At 64.5% G+C, this 17,054-nt stretch carries 10 protein-coding genes; 3 read left to right on the forward strand and 7 right to left on the reverse strand.

Annotated elements, in window-relative coordinates; genetic code table 11:
• The 3 genes from KAK09_RS14930 to KAK09_RS14940 form a co-directional block, all read left to right on the forward strand.
• Positions 1-2,035: chromosome segregation SMC family protein (locus KAK09_RS14930; RefSeq protein ID WP_418895540.1), on the forward strand; the 2,035-nt coding region annotated here is incomplete at its 5' end.
• A 1-nt stretch (position 2,036) separates the two neighbouring features.
• Positions 2,037-2,660 (forward strand): ribonuclease HII, encoded by a 624-nt coding sequence (locus KAK09_RS14935; RefSeq protein WP_210879783.1) that lies wholly within the window; start codon positions 2,037-2,039, stop codon positions 2,658-2,660.
• 100 nt (positions 2,661-2,760) lie between these two features.
• Positions 2,761-3,876: a site-specific DNA-methyltransferase gene (locus tag KAK09_RS14940; RefSeq protein ID WP_210879743.1), complete on the forward strand. Its 1,116-nt coding sequence runs from the start codon at positions 2,761-2,763 to the stop codon at positions 3,874-3,876.
• Positions 3,877-4,414: 538 nt separating this feature from the next.
• Here the strand turns inward: KAK09_RS14940 and KAK09_RS19080 are convergent.
• The 7 genes from KAK09_RS19080 to KAK09_RS14975 all read right to left on the reverse strand — a co-directional run bounded on the left by KAK09_RS19080 (position 4,415) and on the right by KAK09_RS14975 (position 17,009).
• Positions 4,415-5,686: an ATP-binding protein gene (locus KAK09_RS19080; protein ID WP_210879744.1), complete on the reverse strand. Its 1,272-nt coding sequence runs from the start codon at positions 5,684-5,686 to the stop codon at positions 4,415-4,417.
• Between the two features lie 4 nt (positions 5,687-5,690).
• Complete coding sequence (locus tag KAK09_RS14950; protein WP_210879745.1) at positions 5,691-6,386, reverse strand: response regulator transcription factor; 696 nt, start codon at positions 6,384-6,386, stop codon at positions 5,691-5,693.
• Positions 6,387-6,447: 61 nt separating this feature from the next.
• The gene (locus KAK09_RS14955; protein ID WP_210879746.1) at positions 6,448-7,953 is read right to left on the reverse strand and encodes a proton-conducting transporter transmembrane domain-containing protein; all 1,506 of its coding nucleotides are present in this window, start codon (positions 7,951-7,953) and stop codon (positions 6,448-6,450) included.
• A gap of 67 nt (positions 7,954-8,020) precedes the next feature.
• Complete coding sequence (locus KAK09_RS14960; RefSeq protein WP_210879747.1) at positions 8,021-9,595, reverse strand: complex I subunit 4 family protein; 1,575 nt, start codon at positions 9,593-9,595, stop codon at positions 8,021-8,023.
• A 13-nt stretch (positions 9,596-9,608) separates the two neighbouring features.
• A complete protein-coding gene (locus KAK09_RS14965; protein ID WP_210879748.1) occupies positions 9,609-11,186 on the reverse strand; it encodes a complex I subunit 4 family protein in 1,578 nt (525 codons plus the stop codon).
• Position 11,187: 1 nt separating this feature from the next.
• Entirely contained in the window at positions 11,188-13,221 is a 2,034-nt protein-coding gene (locus KAK09_RS14970; RefSeq protein ID WP_210879749.1) for a proton-conducting transporter transmembrane domain-containing protein, read from the reverse strand.
• An 11-nt stretch (positions 13,222-13,232) separates the two neighbouring features.
• A complete protein-coding gene (locus KAK09_RS14975; protein WP_210879750.1) occupies positions 13,233-17,009 on the reverse strand; it encodes a putative inorganic carbon transporter subunit DabA in 3,777 nt (1,258 codons plus the stop codon).
• Positions 17,010-17,054: the final 45 nt, after the last annotated feature.

Genomic DNA, 17,054 nt, shown 5'->3' on the forward strand with positions numbered 1-17,054 from the left:
CGAGGCCGAGGCGCGCGCCGCGCGGTCCGAGGCCGAGGGCGAGACGGGTGCGCTGCGCGCCGAGGCTAACGCGCTTGCGCGCTTGGTGGACCGCGACACCGCCGAGGGCGGGCAGATCATGGATCGCCTTCAGGTGCAGCAAGGTTTCGAGAAGGCGCTTGGCGCGGCGCTGGCCGACGATCTGCGTGCGCCCGAGGTGGCGGCGGACGGGCCTTCGGGCTGGGCGCTTTTGCCCGGCTATGCCACGCCGCAACCGCTGCCTGAGGGGGTCACGGCATTGTCCAACCACGTCTCGGTGCCCGAGGTGCTGGCGCGGCGAATGACGCAGATCGGCCTTGTGGAGCCGGAAGATGCCCCCCGCCTGCAACATCTTCTGAGGCCCGGTCAGCGTCTGGTCAGCCGGGCAGGCGATCTGTGGCGCTGGGATGGATTCCGCGCCTGGGCCGAGGATGCGCCGTCGGCCGCCGCGCTGCGGCTTGAGCAACTCAACCGGCTGGAGGATCTCAAGCAGCAGCTCGAGCACGCCACGGCACGGGCCGATGGCGCGGCGCGCGCGCATGAGGCGCTGCGTGCCGATCTGGCGGCGTGCACCGAGGCTGACCGCGCCGCCCGCGAGGCACGTCGCGAGGCCGATGGCGCGGTCAACGCCGCGAGCCGCGCACTGAGCCGCGCCGAGGCCGACCGCAACCTTGCGGCGTCCAAGCTTGACTCCTCGGGCCTTGCCGTGACCCGCCACGAGGACGAGGCGATCGCCGCGCGCAAGGCATTGGCGGAGGCCGAGGCGGTGCTGGCGGGTCTGGGCGATCTGGCGGCAGCGCGCGCTGGTCTTGACGATATCCGCATCACCGTCGAGGCGGCGCGCATGACGATGATGACGCGACGCTCGGCGGCGGAGGAATTGCGCCGCGAGGGCGAGCGGCGCACCGCGCGCCGTCAGGAGATCGCGAAGGAGGTAAGCGGCTGGCGGCACCGGCTGGAGACGGCGGAGAAGCGGGCCGCCGAATTGGCTGGGCGCAAGGCGGACTCGGAAGCGGAGTTGAGCGAGGCGCGCGGGGCGCCCGAGTTGCTGGCCGCCAAGCGCGCGGAACTGTCCGACGAGATTGCCCGCGCCGATGCGCGCCGCGCGGCGGCGGCCGATGCGCTTTCGGCGGCTGAGGGCGCAGCGCGGCAGGCGGCGAGCGGTGAGCGCGAGGCCGAGCGGCTGGCATCGGAGGCACGCGAGGCCCGCGCGCGCGCCGAGGCCCGCGCCGAGGCCGCCCGAGAGACCCGCGATCTGGCGGCCGAGCGCATCGCCGAGGCGGTCGGGATTACCCCCGAGGCGCTGCTTGACAGCCTTGGGGCAGACCCTGACACGCTGCCCGCCTCCGACACGATCGAGGCCGATGTGGCGCGGCTGAAGCGGCAGCGCGAGGCGCTGGGCGCGGTCAACCTGCGCGCCGAGGAGGACGCGAAAGAGGTCGAGGCCGAACATGCCACGCTCGTCAAGGAAAAGACCGATCTGGAAGAGGCGATCCGCACCCTGCGCAGCGGCATCGCCAGCCTCAACCGCGAGGGGCGCGAGCGGCTTCTGACCGCGTTCGAGCAGGTTAATTCCAATTTCACGCTGCTGTTCCGGCACCTTTTCGGCGGGGGCGAGGCCAATCTGGTGCTGGTCGAAAGCGACGATCCGCTGGAGGCGGGGCTGGAGATCATGTGCCAGCCGCCGGGCAAGAAACTTTCGACGCTCTCGCTTCTGTCGGGGGGCGAGCAGACGCTGACGGCGCTGGCGCTGATTTTCGCGGTGTTTCTGGCCAACCCCGCGCCGATTTGCGTGCTCGACGAGGTGGACGCGCCGCTTGACGACGCCAATGTCACGCGGTTCTGCGATCTGCTCGACGAAATGTGCCGCCGCACCGCGACGCGGTTCCTGATCATCACCCACCACGCCGTGACCATGAGCCGGATGGACCGGCTGTTTGGTGTGACCATGGCCGAGCAGGGGGTGAGCCAGCTTGTCTCGGTCGATCTGCGCAAGGCGGAACAGATGGTTGCCTGAGGTGCCGCGCGCCCCGGACTTTACCCATGAGGCGGCGGCGCTGGCGCTTGGCCATACCCGCATCGCAGGCGTGGATGAGGTCGGGCGCGGGCCGCTGGCGGGGCCGGTAACGGCGGCGGCGGTGGTCCTAGATCCCGCGCATATCCCCGAGGGGCTGAACGATTCCAAGGCGTTGAGCGCGGCGCGGCGCACGGTGCTTGCCGCGCGGATCCGCGAGGTGGCGGAGGTTTCGGTCGCTCATGCCTCGGTCGAGGAGATCGACCTGCTCAACATCCTGCGCGCATCGCATCTGGCGATGGTGCGCGCGCTTCATGGTCTTTCGCGCCCTGCCGGTTTCGCGCTTATCGACGGCAATCGCTTGCCCGAGGGGCTGGCCATGCCCGGCCGCGCGGTGGTGCGCGGCGACGCGCTTTGTCTCTCGATCGCGGCGGCCTCTATCGTGGCCAAGGAGGTGCGCGACGCGCTGATGCGGGATTTGGCGCAACAGTTTCCCGGCTATGGCTGGGAACACAACGCCGGTTACCCGTCAAAGGCGCATAAACAGGCCCTTCTAGATTTGGGGATAAGCCCCCATCATAGGCGTTCGTTCCGCCCCATCCACAATATCTTGTATCAAGATAAATAACTAACCTAATGATTCAAAAAAGAAATTGACCGCGAATCGTGTTTGACTCATTCTCGGGGCCAACGACCAGAGCGCCAAAGCGCCGGGACAGAGGCAGAGAATGACGACAATGACCAAGACCAAGGGCGCAGCCGCGCTCCCTCTCAACACGATCATGGCTGGCGATTGCATCGAGGTGATGAATGGCCTTCCCGAGGCGAGCATTGACCTGATCTTTGCCGATCCACCCTATAATCTTCAGCTCAGGGGCGATCTGCACCGGCCTGACAACAGCGCCGTTGACGCGGTGGATGACGCCTGGGACCGGTTCGACAGTTTCGCCACCTATGACCGGTTCACGCGCGACTGGTTGGCAGCGGCGCGGCGGGTGCTCAAACCCAATGGCGCGCTCTGGGTCATCGGCTCTTATCACAACATCTTTCGGGTCGGTGCGGCGTTGCAGGATGCCGGGTTCTGGATCCTCAACGATGTGGTCTGGCGCAAGGCCAATCCGATGCCGAACTTTCGCGGCAAGCGGCTGACTAATGCCCATGAGACGCTGATCTGGGCCAGCCGCGAGGAAGGGGCGAAATATACCTTCAATTACGAGGCGCTGAAATCGCTTAACGAGGGCGTGCAGATGCGCTCTGACTGGGTGCTGCCGATCTGCACCGGGCATGAGCGGCTCAAGGATGCGAAAGGCGACAAGGCGCATCCGACGCAAAAGCCCGAGAGCCTGTTGCACAGGGTGATCGTGGGGACGACCAATCCGGGCGACGTGGTGCTTGATCCGTTCTTCGGCACCGGCACGACCGGGGCCGTGGCCAAGATGCTGGGGCGCGACTATATCGGGATCGAGCGCGAGGCGTCCTATCGCGTCGTGGCCGAGAAGCGGTTGGCAAGCGTGCGGCGCTATGACCGTGAGGCGCTGATGGTGTCGGCCTCGAAACGCGCGGAGCCGCGTGTGCCGTTCGGTACGCTGGTCGAGCGCGGGATGCTGCGGCCCGGCGAGGTGCTGACCTCGATCAACGGCAAGGCGGCGGCCAAGGTGCGCGCCGATGGCACGCTGGTGGCCGATGGCGTCAACGGCTCTATCCATCAGGTCGGCGCGCATCTCGAAGGCGCGCCCTCGTGCAATGGCTGGACCTACTGGTGCTTCAGGCGCGACGGCAAGAGCGTGCCCATCGACGTGCTGCGCCAGCAGATCCGTTCGGAAATGGGCGAGCGGCCCAACTGATCCGGAAACACTGCCGATGTCCGGGGCCTGACTTCCCGGGCATCGTCACCTCACCCCGTCGCGCCGGTCGTGACGGGGCTTTTTCGTGGCCTCAGACCGTGCTCAGCCGCCGCGCGGCAAGCCAGCTTGCCAGCGCCATGATCCCGGCGGTGGCAAGACGCGCGGGTTGAACCTAGAGGACACCCGGCTGCAGATCGCCGCAAGCTCAGCCTGCTGCTGGCCATCGCAGCCCTCGCCATCACCTGGACCAACAAGACCGCATCCGCGCTCATCGGCAGGGCAACGCTGAAACGCAAGACCCATGGTCATTACGCCAAGTCCTGGTTCCGGACCGGTTTCGACGAGGTTCGAAGGCTCCTGAGAAGCGACCCACTGGCCGCATTCGATCCATGGCCATCAATCCCAAAACGAAAGAGAGTCGTGTAGTGTGGTGAATGAATTAAGGGCTGCGCGACACCAGTCGAGCATGCAGAGCGTGCGTTCGATCCGACCGATTTCACCCAGAGCGAGGTACAACCGGTTTTGCAGGTCGCTACACCTACTTTCCAACAATCACACAAAACTGCGTGCCGCCACCTTCGCGGCTAGTGACGTCGATCTCCCATCCGCAGGCCTCGCAGACCCGTTTGACGATGGCAAGCCCCAGCCCAAGGCCAAATGTGCCCTCTTCGGCGGCACGCCCCGCACGAAAGAACGGCCGGAATATGCGTTGCTTATCTTCCATCGAGATGCCGGGACCACTGTCGGTGACGGTAATCCGGCCTGAAGTGTAGGAAAGTTCGATTACGCCCGGATGCCCGCCGTGGCGTATGGCGTTGCGCAAGAGGTTCGACACCACAATTCCTAAAGCTTCGCGTTGTGCCTCGACCGGAAGTTTATCGCATGAGCCCACAATGATCTCGACCCCACCTTCCATTGCTTCATGGCTGTGAAGGGCGATCATCTCGGCAAAAACCTCCGCGATCCGGACCTGCGTCATCGCGCCATAATCGCCCTCGCGCGCCAAAAGCAGAAAGCTGCCAATCGTCTCGTTCATATGGTCGAGTGCTGTGATCATCTGCGTCAGCCTGCGGGCGTGACGACTCTGCATTTCGGGCGCGGCGGCGATGACCTCGCATCCCGATCGCACCAGCGTCAGCGGGGTGCGCAGTTCATGCGCGATATTGGCGATGAATTCGCGCGAGCGTTCCGCGGGATCATAGAGCAGGCGCACATATTCGGTATAAGTGCGCGCCAGTGTCGAAATGGTGGCATCTTCGGTGCGAAAGGCTTCGCGCGTCGCATCGGTCATTTGCTGGCCGAAACGACGGCGCACAACCGGATCATGCCGCAACAACAGGCCTGCCCACCACGGTGACAGCGCGACCGTTGCCGCCACCAGCACAAGCGCGGCCCCGCCCAAAAGCCGCAAGAGCGTGCCGCGTTGTTCAACATGCGGGGCGCTGCCGTAAAGCACGATGGCGCGCCGGTCGCCGTCAAGGGGGCGCACAACGGCATGAACCGGACCATCCTCGCGCGTCAAAAGGTGATGACCGGGCTGCAACAGGACAAGTTGCGCGGGCGCGGGCGGGGTGGTTCCATCGCGCGGGGGCACCACCCAGGCGACGCCGTCGATCCGGTCAAGCCCACCAATCAGCGCGTCCATCAACGTGTCGGCCCGCCGTTCGGCCTTGCGGTATTCAAACGCCTGTTCCGAACGCAGAACCACCAGATAGGCCGTTGTCACCGATACCAGCACCGCAAAGACGACGAACAGTGTCAACTGCGTGGCCAGCCGCGAGCGTGGGATGGTCAGTGCCTTGCGATACACCGGCTCAGCCCTCTGGCCCGGCCATGAGGTCTGGCGAAAGCCGGTAACCCAGACCGTGCAATGTCTGGATCGCGGGTGGCCGGCCGTCCATGGTCAGGGCGCGGCGCAAGGTTGACATATGCGCGCGCACCGCCTCCGATCGCATCTCGTCATTGCCCCAAACGATGCGCTCTATCTCGGATCGGCTGAACGTTTTTTGCGGGCTTCGCAGCATTGCAATCAGGATCTGAAGGCACTTGGGTTGCAAGATCACCTCCTGTTGCAAGACCTGAACGGTTTGCGATTGCGGGTCATAGCGGATCGGCCCGGCGCACAAAGCGCGTTGGGTGACCGCTCCGATGCGTCGGTTGACAAGCGCTTGAAGCCGCGCCCACAGTTCCTCCAACGAGAACGGCTTGACCAGGTAATCATCGGCACCCGCGCCAAAACCGGTTACCTTGTCCGTCACGCTATCAAGAGCGGTCAACATCAGGATCGGCACGTCGACCTGACGTTCCCGCCGCAGAATCCGACAGACCTCAAGCCCGGACAGACGAGGTAACAGCAGGTCAAGCACGATGACGTCGAACTCCTCGGCCTCGCAGATGCCAAGTGCGGCATAGCCGTCTTGCACCCAGTCAACCTCATTGTCCTTCGCTTCCAGAAAGTCAAAAAGGTTCGTGGCGATGCCTTCGCTGTCTTCGACGATCAGGATCCTCATTTGGCGCGCTTTCCATACTCGTGACCTGTCTGCATACGCGGGTCAGGTCGGATGCCCCAGCCTAGCGCGCAAACACCGCCTCTGTCACCTGAGACAACAGCGGCAACGCCGCCTGTTCGGGCAGAATGCCAAGGCCCACGGTCGCCGCCGCACAGGCAAGCATGGGCCACAGGATCCGCCCGTCCACTTCGCGCCCAAGCGCCGGGGGTGGCACGAACCCTCCGGACGTCGCCCCGCACCGCCACCCCATGAACACCGCAAGGGTGCGCAGGTAATAGGTCGCCGCCAGCAAACTCGACAGGATAAGCGCGATCACCGCGACCAGACTGCCCGCACCCTGCGCGCCCGCGAAGAGATACCATTTGGAGATGAACCCCGCCGTCAGCGGTAATCCGATCATGCTGAAGGCGCCCACCGCGAAGGCCAGAACCGTCAGCGGCATTTCACGCACCAGCCCGTGCATTTCCGAGACGTATTTCTTGTGGGTGACCACATAGATCGCGCCCGCACACAGAAACAGCGTGATCTTGGATACCCCGTGATTGAGGATATGCAACATCCCGCCCATCGTGCCCTCGGCATTGGCAAGCGCACCGCCCAGCACGATATAGGCCAGTTGACCAATCGTCGAAAACGCCAGCAACGCCTTGAGATTATCAAGCCGCAGCGCATAAAGCGACGCCGCCACCACGGTGAACGATGCCAGCCAGATCCCGATCTGATCCAGTCCAAGCCCGGTCATCAGGCCCGGGCCGAACACATCGGTCATGACCCGCAGGATCCCGTAAGCCCCGGCATTGACTACCGCCACCGCGTGCAACAGCGCCGATACCGGAACCGGCGCCACCATCGCGGCCGGAAGCCAGCCATGCAACGGCATCAGCGCAACCTTGGCACTGCCCCCCAGAAACAACAGGAAAGTCACGATCAAAAGCGCGCGATGAGCTTTCATGTCCAGCCCGCCAAAAACCCCGCCGGGCACAAATTCCAGCGTTCCCGCCAGATGCCATGTCAGCCCGATCGCGGGCAGCAGGAAGGCAATCGAGGTGCCAAGATGATAGGCCAGATAGCGCCGCCCGCCGGCATGGGCCTCATCGGTGTCGTCATGGGTAACAAGGAAATAGGTCGCCACCGTCATTGCCTCGTAGAACAGATAAAGAGACAGCAGGTTGGCGGCAAAGGCCACCCCGACCGTAAAGGTGATGGTCAGCGCGAACAGGGCCTGGAACCGTGTCTGATTGGGCGAGGCCAGAACATCGAGATACCCGAACGAATAGATCGACGTGGCGAGCCACAGCACCGATGCAATCAGCGCGAATGTCAGCCCCAGCCCATCGACCCGAAAGGCAAGGCTGGCCTCGGGAAAGAAGGTGGAGACCTCGTAGATCATGACCTGCCCCGCCGCCACGGCGGGGATCATACTGGCCAGAACCAGCATTTGCACAATGGCCGAACCGATGATCAGCCCGTTGCGTAGGCGCGCGCCATTGCGGGCAAAACCCATGGCCGCAACCCCCCCAAGCGAGACGATCAAGGCCAGAAACGGCGAAAAGGATGCAGCGATCATTGGGGCGCACTCCGTTGCATTGGAAAACCGGGCGGAAAGGGATAGAAACCAGGAACTTGAAACATCGTCACATGTCCTCCCTTCCCGCCGCGGTCTCTGGCATCGCGGCAAGCATGATGGATGCTGCCTGCCGGTCTGCCAGAAGGGTTGTCTGCCGGTCGATCTGTGCGGCGACCGTGGCGCGGGTCAGACTTTCGGGCACGCCCGGAAACAGCCCGGTCCCGACGATCAATACTATGATGCCCGCGCCAAAGATGCGCTCTCGTCCTTGCAGATCGGGGGCGGCGGCAACCGCTGGCCGTGCCGCGACCCCAAGAAAGCCGCGCTGATAGGCCGTCAGAAAATACCCCGCCCCCAGCACAACGCCGCTGACCGCCAGCAGACCAAAGCCCCAGCCGGCATCGAACACGCCCTTGAGCGACAGGATCTCGCCGACAAAACCGCTGGTCCCCGGAACCCCGATAAGCGCAAGACCTGCAACGAACACCACCGCTGTCAACCGTGGCGCCGAGGCGATCAGCCCGCCCATGGCGCGCACATCGGCATGACCCAGCCGTCGCTCTATCATCCCGATACAAAGCGCAAGCCCGGCCGTGGCAATGCCCGCATTCAGCATCATCATGATCGCCCCGCGCCAGCCATCCGCCGTACCTGAAAACGCCGCCGCCGTCATCAGCCCGACATGGCCGATCGAGGAAAACACTAAAAGGCTGCGCAGGTCGCGACGACCAAGCGCGATGAGGCCCGCATAGAGAATGGCAACAACCTCAACGCCGATGACCCAAGGCGCATACTCCGCCGCCGCGCCGGGTGCCAACGGGATGACGAACCGCAAGAACCCGTAAGTGCCAAGCTTGACCCCCAGAAGCCAGGCCATCATCGACACCGGCGACGCCGCGACGCTTGCGCCAACCCACAGATGCAGCGGCAGCGCCGGGGCCTTGATGGCAAAGCCGAAAGCCAGAAAGGCAAAGACCGCCAGTTCGGCGCCCTCGGGTAGGGCAAACCGCGACAAGGCGGCCATGTCGAAGCTTAGCTGCCCTGTCACCTCAGCCGCGCCCAGCCCGGCCATCACCAGCCCGGCGAGTACCGGCAGCGACCCTAGGAGCATGACCACCATGTAATTACGGGCGGCGCGTGCCGGATCGGGTGCGGTGCCCGACAGCTTGATCAGGAAATACCCCGGCACCAGCGCCATCTCGAAAAACACAAAGAACAGAATCGCATCGGTTGCGGCAAATGCCCCAAGGGTGGCCGAGAGCAGGATCAACAGGTTTATGTCCACCCAGCGATTACGTTTCTGTGTCGCCTCGGGCGCGACCCACTGAATCGCCAGAAACACCAGCGCCGTCATCGGCAGGAACAACACGCTGATGCCGTCGATCCCCAGCGCATAGTCGATCCCGAGCGAGGGCAACCATGCCAGCCGCTCGGTCATCTGCATGCCCGCAAAATCCGCCCGAAAGGCCACCAGCGCTACAATCGACAACACAAGGCTTGTCGCCGCTCCGGCCTGTGTCGTCTTGCGCGCCTGACGCGGATCGCGCATCAGGGCTGCGGCCACGGCGGCAAGAAGCGGCGCGAGGATGATCAGGCTCAGGATCGGAAAGCCGGGCGCGCTTGAAAAGGTCATGTCCTGCATGGGTCCGGTTCCTTCAGTTGTCGGTTTCGGTTGTGGCGATGGACGCATGATCGAACGCACGCCCCGCCATGGCAGGGGCGTGCGGCACCTGCGGCACACGTTCGACGATGACGGTTACGCTGGCGCGGGTCAGGCCGATGAACGGGCCGGTGTAAAGCCCGACGATCAGCACCATCGCGGTCAGAGATCCGGCAATGGCGCGCTCGATTCCGGTCAGATCGTCAAAAGCGTGGTCCTTCGCCTCAGCCTGTGCGGGGTTCATGAAGGCGCGTTGGAAGAACCGCAGCAGATAGGCTGCCGTCAGAACCGTCGAGGCCCCCACAAGAAACGCGAAGCTCCAATGTGCCTCATAGGCGCCGATCACCACCAGATGCTCGCCATTGAACCCGGAGGTGCCTGGCATACCCACTGCCGCAAGCGCGATCAGAAGGAACGTCCCCGCCAGCCACGGCGCCCGCGACACCAGCGCGCCCATATGGCTGATGTCTGGGCGCGGCACCCGCGTGGCGATGAACGCCCCCAGGATGTAAAGCCCGGCCATCGCCATGCCGATCGACAGCATCTGCAACAATCCGCCCTCGATTCCATGCGCATTGAGCGAGAACAGCCCGATCACGATCACCCCCATATGGGCAATGCTGGCAAAGGCCAGCAGGCGGCGCAGATCGGTCTGAACAAGCGCCATCACGCCGCCATAGATTGCCCCGATCCCGCCAAGTGCCACCAGCACCCAGCCATGCGCTGCGGCCGCCTCGGGCAGGGGCGCGATGACAAAGCGCAAAAACCCGTAGGTGCCGATCTTGAGCCCGACCAAAAACACCCCCAAGCCCATGATCGGCCCGTTGTCCAATACCCTCGGCAACCAGCCATGCAGCGGAAACAGCGGCGCGCGAATGGCAAAGGCCAGTGCCAGCAGTACGAAGATCACGGTTTGCGCCGAGGCGGGCATAGACGCCTGCGCCAGCAGTTCCAGCCCCGCGCCGCCCAGATGCCCGATCAGCAATTCCAGCCCGATCAGCGACAGGCCTGCCGCCATGGCCATGATCACGGCAAAGTCACGCGCCACCCCGTTGCGCGACCGCCCGCAGTGACCAAAGCGGTGCAGCAGATACCAGGCCGGAACCCCCTCCAGCGACAGAAACACCCAAAACAGCCGGATATCAGCGGCGATGAATGCGCCCGTCAACCCCGCTGACAGCGCTAGCAGCGCCGCATAGTAATGGCGCTCGTCGCTGTCTTGCGGCACGCCCTCCTGCGCGCCGCGCCAGTCGCGCGGGCCAGAGGCAAGCAGGCAAAGCAGGGTCAGAATCGCCGTAAGCGGCAGGAAGAGCACACTGACCCCGTCAATGCCAAGGCGGTAGAGGCCCAGGCTTTCGACCATTTGCAAACCGTCATGCGCGCTTTCGAACGACAGCGCGATGGCGAAGGTTGCAAGCACCTGCACCGCCGCTGCGGCAAGGGCGAACTGGCGCACGACGACGCCCGCCCGCCCGGTCCAGAGCGCTAGCGCGGCCAGTGCCGGGGCCCAAAGTGCAAGCGAAAGCACCGGAAACCCGATCTGTTCCATTGCGAAAAGGTTGGTCATGTCCATCTCACGCTCCTGCCAGGGCGGCGAGCGCCACCAGAATGATCAACCCGATGCTGACGACCGGACGGCCAAGCGCGCGTTCCACGAGAATGGCCGCGTGACCCAGACGGGTGGCGGCACGGTCCACCGTCGCTTCAAATCCGGTGGTCGCTTGCGTCTCCACATGGCGCGTGGCCTCAGCCAGATGCAGCCCCATGGCACCGGGCAGCGCTTCCGCCGCGCGCCGCGGCACGGTATCAAGCCAGGCCACCGCATCGCCCGCGCGCGCCGCGCCATTCGCCGCGCCGCCCAGCGTGCCGCGCGAGAGCCGCAAATCAAGCCGCGCCAGACGCTCTGACAGATCAAACACAAACGGCAGAATGCGGGCCTGTATCACCGCGTCGATCCACAGCCGGTTCGAGGCCGCTGCATAAAGCGTGCGCAACAGCGGATGAGAGCCAAGCGCCGCCTCGGGTGCCGCGCGCGACAACAGCAGCGTCGAAAGCACCGAATGCGCTGCCAGAACCGCCAGCATCAGCGCCAGCAACACCGTCAGGCCAGGCGCGCCGCCCAGGGCCGCGCCCTGCGGCAGGCCCAGGAAGGCATGAAACCAACTGCCATCCGCGCCCCCCGGCAACAGTTGCAACAACGCCGCGCCCGCTGCCGCGATCAGCACCGTGATCACCGCGCCCCCCGCCGAACCGAGGCCGGTTGAGGCCTGCGCCTCCTGCGCGTGATCGTGCCCGCCTGCGTGATCCGCGAGCGCATCGTTCACCGACGAGATCGCCATCCACCCCAGCAACGTGACCGCTAGCAACGCCGCCCCGGCAAACACCGCAAGCGCTGCGCCCATCGTCAATTCAGCCCCCGCCAACGCCAGCACCGGTGGCGTCAAGACCAACGCGACCGCCACCAGCAATGCCACGCCGACACCGCTTGGCAAGGGCGCGGGATCGGTGCGGGTCTCGAAATCAAGCTTGCCGTGCAGGTGGTGCAGGATCGAGGGCGCGGTCAGGAACTGATAGGCTTTGTAGAATGCGTGGGCGACGATGTAGAACACCGCCACCCCATACGCCCCGAGGCCGCAGATGACGAACATCAGGCCAAGATGCATACTTGTTGAATTTGCCAGAACCCCCTTGATATCCGTGGCCGCCTGACCGCCAAGCGCGCCATAAAGAGCCGTCACCGCACCGATCAGACCGGCAAGGACAAGCACGGCCGGCGCCGCCTCGAAAACCGGGTGCGCGCGCACCACCAGATAAACGCCCGCCGTCACCATCGTTGCCGCATGGATCAGCGCCGATGAAGGGGTTGGCCCCTCCATCGCCTTGGCAAGCCAGCCGCCCAATGGAACCTGAGCCGATTTGCCAAGCGCCCCCACCAGAAGACAGGCCGCCGCAGCCGGGGCAACCCAAGCGTCCGCCGCCGCCATCGCCTCGGGCAGTTCGCTGAACCGCACGGTGCCCGCACCGGCATAAAGGACAAGGATGCCCAGGATCAGGCCGGCATCACCGACCCGGTTTGCCACGAACGCCTCGGTCGCCGCGCGCCCCGCCGCCGCGCGCTGCGTGTAATGCCCGATCAGAAGATAGGAACACAGGCCTACCCCTTCCCAGCCAAGGAACATCAACACAAGATTGTCCGCCAGCACCAGCACCAGCATCGCCGCGACAAACAGCACATAGGCGGCGAAATACCGGGTAAAGCCGATCTCGTTGTGCATGTAGTTGATTGAGAACCGGCAAATCACAAAGCCGAACACCGTCACCATTGCCGCCATCACCGCCGACAAGGGATCAAGTCGGAATGCCAGATCAACCGCTTGCCCGCCCATCTCGAACCAGGGCATGACCGTGACCGTACGCACGGCGGGCGTGGATATGGTTGCGACCAGCAGCCAAAGACCGGCAAAGGCTGCAACCCCGGTGGCGGCGAAGGAAATCGCCTGCACCTGACGCCAGGACAGCCATTTGTCACCGGCATAAAGACTGGCGGCAAGCAACCCGGCGGCCAGAAGCGGCGGCAGCAGCATCAATGCAATCAATACGTTATCCATCAAACTCTCCATCAGCTCCGCCCCGCATCCCAGCGGGCTTTTGGTTCACGAATGCGGGCGGGCGGCAAAAAGCAGTCATGCTTGCCACGGATCCACTCATAACTGTCATCGACCTCGGGCAGAGGCGTCAGGGGCTTGTCCCATTGCACAAAGCCTACGCCGGGGACAAAGCGATGAAACGTGCAGGTGTCGGGATCATGGGCAATCAGATGCACCCATTGCCCGTTGAGCAGTTCCTGAATTCCCGGCTGACGGCCATAGATCTCGCCCAGCACGGCAAGCGGTGCGTCAACGATCAGTTGCAGACGCATCGCTTCGTGCACCTCGGTCATTTGTCGTGGCAGTCCGGTGGCCAGATCGCCCTGCGCGCCGGGCATCACCCCAATCATGCTGACCACATTGTGCGGAACCTTGGTGCCCGATCCGTAGCCGTCGGGATTCACCGTCGAGAAATAGTATTCAAGATTGATCCCCGCCCCGACCGGCCCCACCGCCAGCAGGATCCGTTCAAGGATGGTGCCATCATCATCCTGCGTGGGATCGTAGGAGATGATGAACCCGCGCCGGTCGAAAAACAGCCCCTGCGTCACCGCTCGACGACCCACAAGAGCGAAGGCGTTGGTTGCGTGCCCCCATTCGGGCCGCACTTGGCTGAGATCCTGTGACCGGGCCTTGACATGTGCCCACGACCGCTCAGGGCTTGCATCCTTGGGCGCGGACCGGAAGCGGCGGCAGCGCTCGCGCGCGGCGCGGCGCGAAGTTTCGTCCAGGTCGCGGCGCACCATCGCCCAGTCCTGATGCAGGGCGGCGGGGATGTCCTCGATGTCGAAACACAGGAAATCGTCGTTGCAGGTATTGTGCTCGGCCCCCACGAACCAGGTGTCTTCGGGAATATCGATGCCTCGGGCGCGCAATTCGCCGCGCACCGCCGGATCATTGGCCAGCGCCGCGAAAAGCCGCGCATTGACACCACCGGGTTTGCCCGAACAGGCGCCGCAATCATGCGCGTTCTCATGGGGATTGTTGACGCTGAAGGACCGGTGCGAACAGGTGACGACGATGCGCGCGAAATTATGGGTCAGCCCCCAGTTCCGCAGCTGGGCCTCGATCCGGTCGGCCCCTTCCAACACGTCGAACCCGTAGGGAAGACCGGCCTCGTGGAGGCCGTAACGGTCCAGCTCCTGCGCCTCGATCCGCGCATGGGTCAGGCGCGTGGGCACATCGGGAACAACGCGCCCCACCGCCGTTTCCGCCATCCGGTGATACCCGAGCGGTGCGAAGATACGCCCCACCAGCGGCACCGCGTGGAAAAGCCCGGTAACCTGCGTAGTCAGGAACGCCACGACCGGATTGCGCTTGGTCTCCCACATGACCTGACCAAAGGCGTCGATCAGGCCGTTGCGCCGTCGCGCGATCGGCCACACCGTGTCCAGCGCGGCGTCACGCGGCACCTCGGCGGTGCGATGGCCCGGTGTCGCCACAGCGGGACACAGCGGTGTTATGTCGTGATCCCCCAGCCCGCTATGAGCAATCGCCACGCCAAAGAAGCCGGCAGCGCCAAGGGTCTCGTATTCGGGGTCGAGCTCTCCGAAATAGCGGTGGACGTTTTCTTCGCGCTCGTCGATGCACAGCACCAGCTGTGCGCGGGGGCGGCGGGTACGTCCGGCGATCCAGCGCCCGCGCCCGCTGTTTTGCGCCAGCGCATTGAGCACCTCATCACGATAATGCGCCTCGTAAGCCTCCAGCCAGATGCGGCTGATGGTGCGCGGCGTCAGGGCGTCGATCTCTGTCAGCAGCACCTGTGCAAGGCCGGGGTTCTCCGCAAAATCCGCAGGGCTAAGGCCCAGATGCACCGCCACCCGCGTGACGCGGTCTATGTCCTGCGCCGCAGCCTCGCGCGCCGCCTCGGCACTTGCAACCAGCCAGTGCCGCCGCGCAAGTGCTGCGATACGCTCGCGCTCTGCCCGTGTCGGCGGGCGCATCGACAAGACTAGCGATGCCGCCTCGGCCAGATCGGGAGCCAGCGTCCCGCGATGCAGCGCCAGACGCAAGAACACCTCTGGGGCATTGCGCCCCGACCAATCCGCCAACGCGGGCAGGTTCGCGCCTATGCCGCAGATCTCTTCAAGAATACGGTCGAGAACCGCCATTTCGGTGAAAAGCCTGATGGCAAGATACTGGATAGTATCCGCCGGCTGTTGTTTTTGCTTGTAATGCGCGGGATGAATTTCCATCCAGAACATCATCCCGGCCCAGCCCTTGAGCTGTGCAAGGCACCGCCCCAGATACACTTGCCAATCCTCATCGGGAATGCCCATCCGGTCAAGGATGGATACCAGCGCCTCGGCCGGATCTTCCGGCAGCGCGGCCAGCATGCCCTGCCAATTGCCGCCACCTTCAAGGCGCAACAGCGGATCACTCAGCACAGCCAGCCGCCACGCGGCAAACAACCCCTTGTGCCGACGCGGCATTCGTAGCGAAGCAAGCCCTTCATCGGTAAAAGCCGACAGGTGGCGGATCATCGCGGCATTAACCTTGGTCACGACGTTGATTCCCGTCAGATCCTGCACCACATCCGCAAGGTTGCGCCCGCCGCGCAAGGCGTCACCCAATCCGGTTGTCGCATCCGCACAGGCCGCGTCGAACGCGGTTTGCGCATCCCGCGCAAGCAATGTGCGCAGCGCGCGCCTGAGGTCGGTATCCTTGATGCCGTCGGCAAGCCCGCGCAGCGTGGGTACGATGGCCTCCGGAAGCGCCCCGCGCGACCGGGTCTCACGCAACCCGGTCAGAAGCTCGGGCGGCACCTTCGCGCCGAGCGTGTCCAGAACCCGGCCAATCGTAACGCGTTCGACCAGCCCGACCGGGATGGCATCCGCCACCTCCTCGCCGGGTGCGGGGCGCGCGGACATCGTGACCGGATCGAACGGCCCGAGCGGTTCGTCGAGCCGCAGATCGCGCCCGATTTCCGCTCGCAGGGCGCGCAGCCCCGTACCTGCGGGTTGAGCCGCGAGGCTAACCGATATTGAACCCAGATCACCGCGTCGGAAAATCAGGTGTTCGGCGATCCGGGAGACGATCCGCACCTCTATGCCAAGCGCCTCGTCGGCCTTGTCGCCCCAAAGCTGCGCGGCGCGCTCTCGATAATTGCTCCACCTTTCCGCCGGAATGCCCATGGCGGCCAGTGCCTGTTGTCCCTTGATCGCACCGGCGGGCAAGGTCTGACTGGCACAGGTATCCGAGATCACGCGCACTACGGGCAAGCCAAAATGCGCGCCGAGCCATTCCCCCAACGTCTGATCGCGTCCGACGCTTGCGCGCATACCCTCGATCACACCCTGCCCCATCGCGGCCAGTTCGGTGCGCAAACGCTCGGTTTCCGGCCCCAAATCAAGATTGCCCACCTCGGGATCGAAGGCGTTGTCAAGAACGGCCAGCGGGCGCCGTGGCGCGGCATCGCTGCGCAATATCGCCTTGAGTACGTCACCCCGGCTGATCTCGCGCATGCCCACCGTGGCAATCCCGGCCCCGATGCCAAGATCGGGTTGCATGGCCAGACTGTCATCAAGGTCGGCCTCGGTGATCCGCCCAGCGGCAAAGGCGGCCAGATACTGGTGATCAGGCAGGTAGCCATCAAGGCCAAGCGCATGACGCGATGTCTCTATCGCGTCGTGGAAATGCTGCTTTTGCAACCCCAGCAACGTATTGTTGTGCACGAAGGTGATGTTCATCGGCCCCTGCTCGCTCAGCATATGGGCGGTGTGGTGGATTGCGTGACGGAGATGAGTCACGCGATCCGCCTGTGTGATTTGCTCTTGCGTATCGGTTTTGCGCGC

Source organism: Roseovarius autotrophicus, assembly GCF_018069895.1.
GTDB lineage: Bacteria > Pseudomonadota > Alphaproteobacteria > Rhodobacterales > Rhodobacteraceae > Roseovarius > Roseovarius autotrophicus.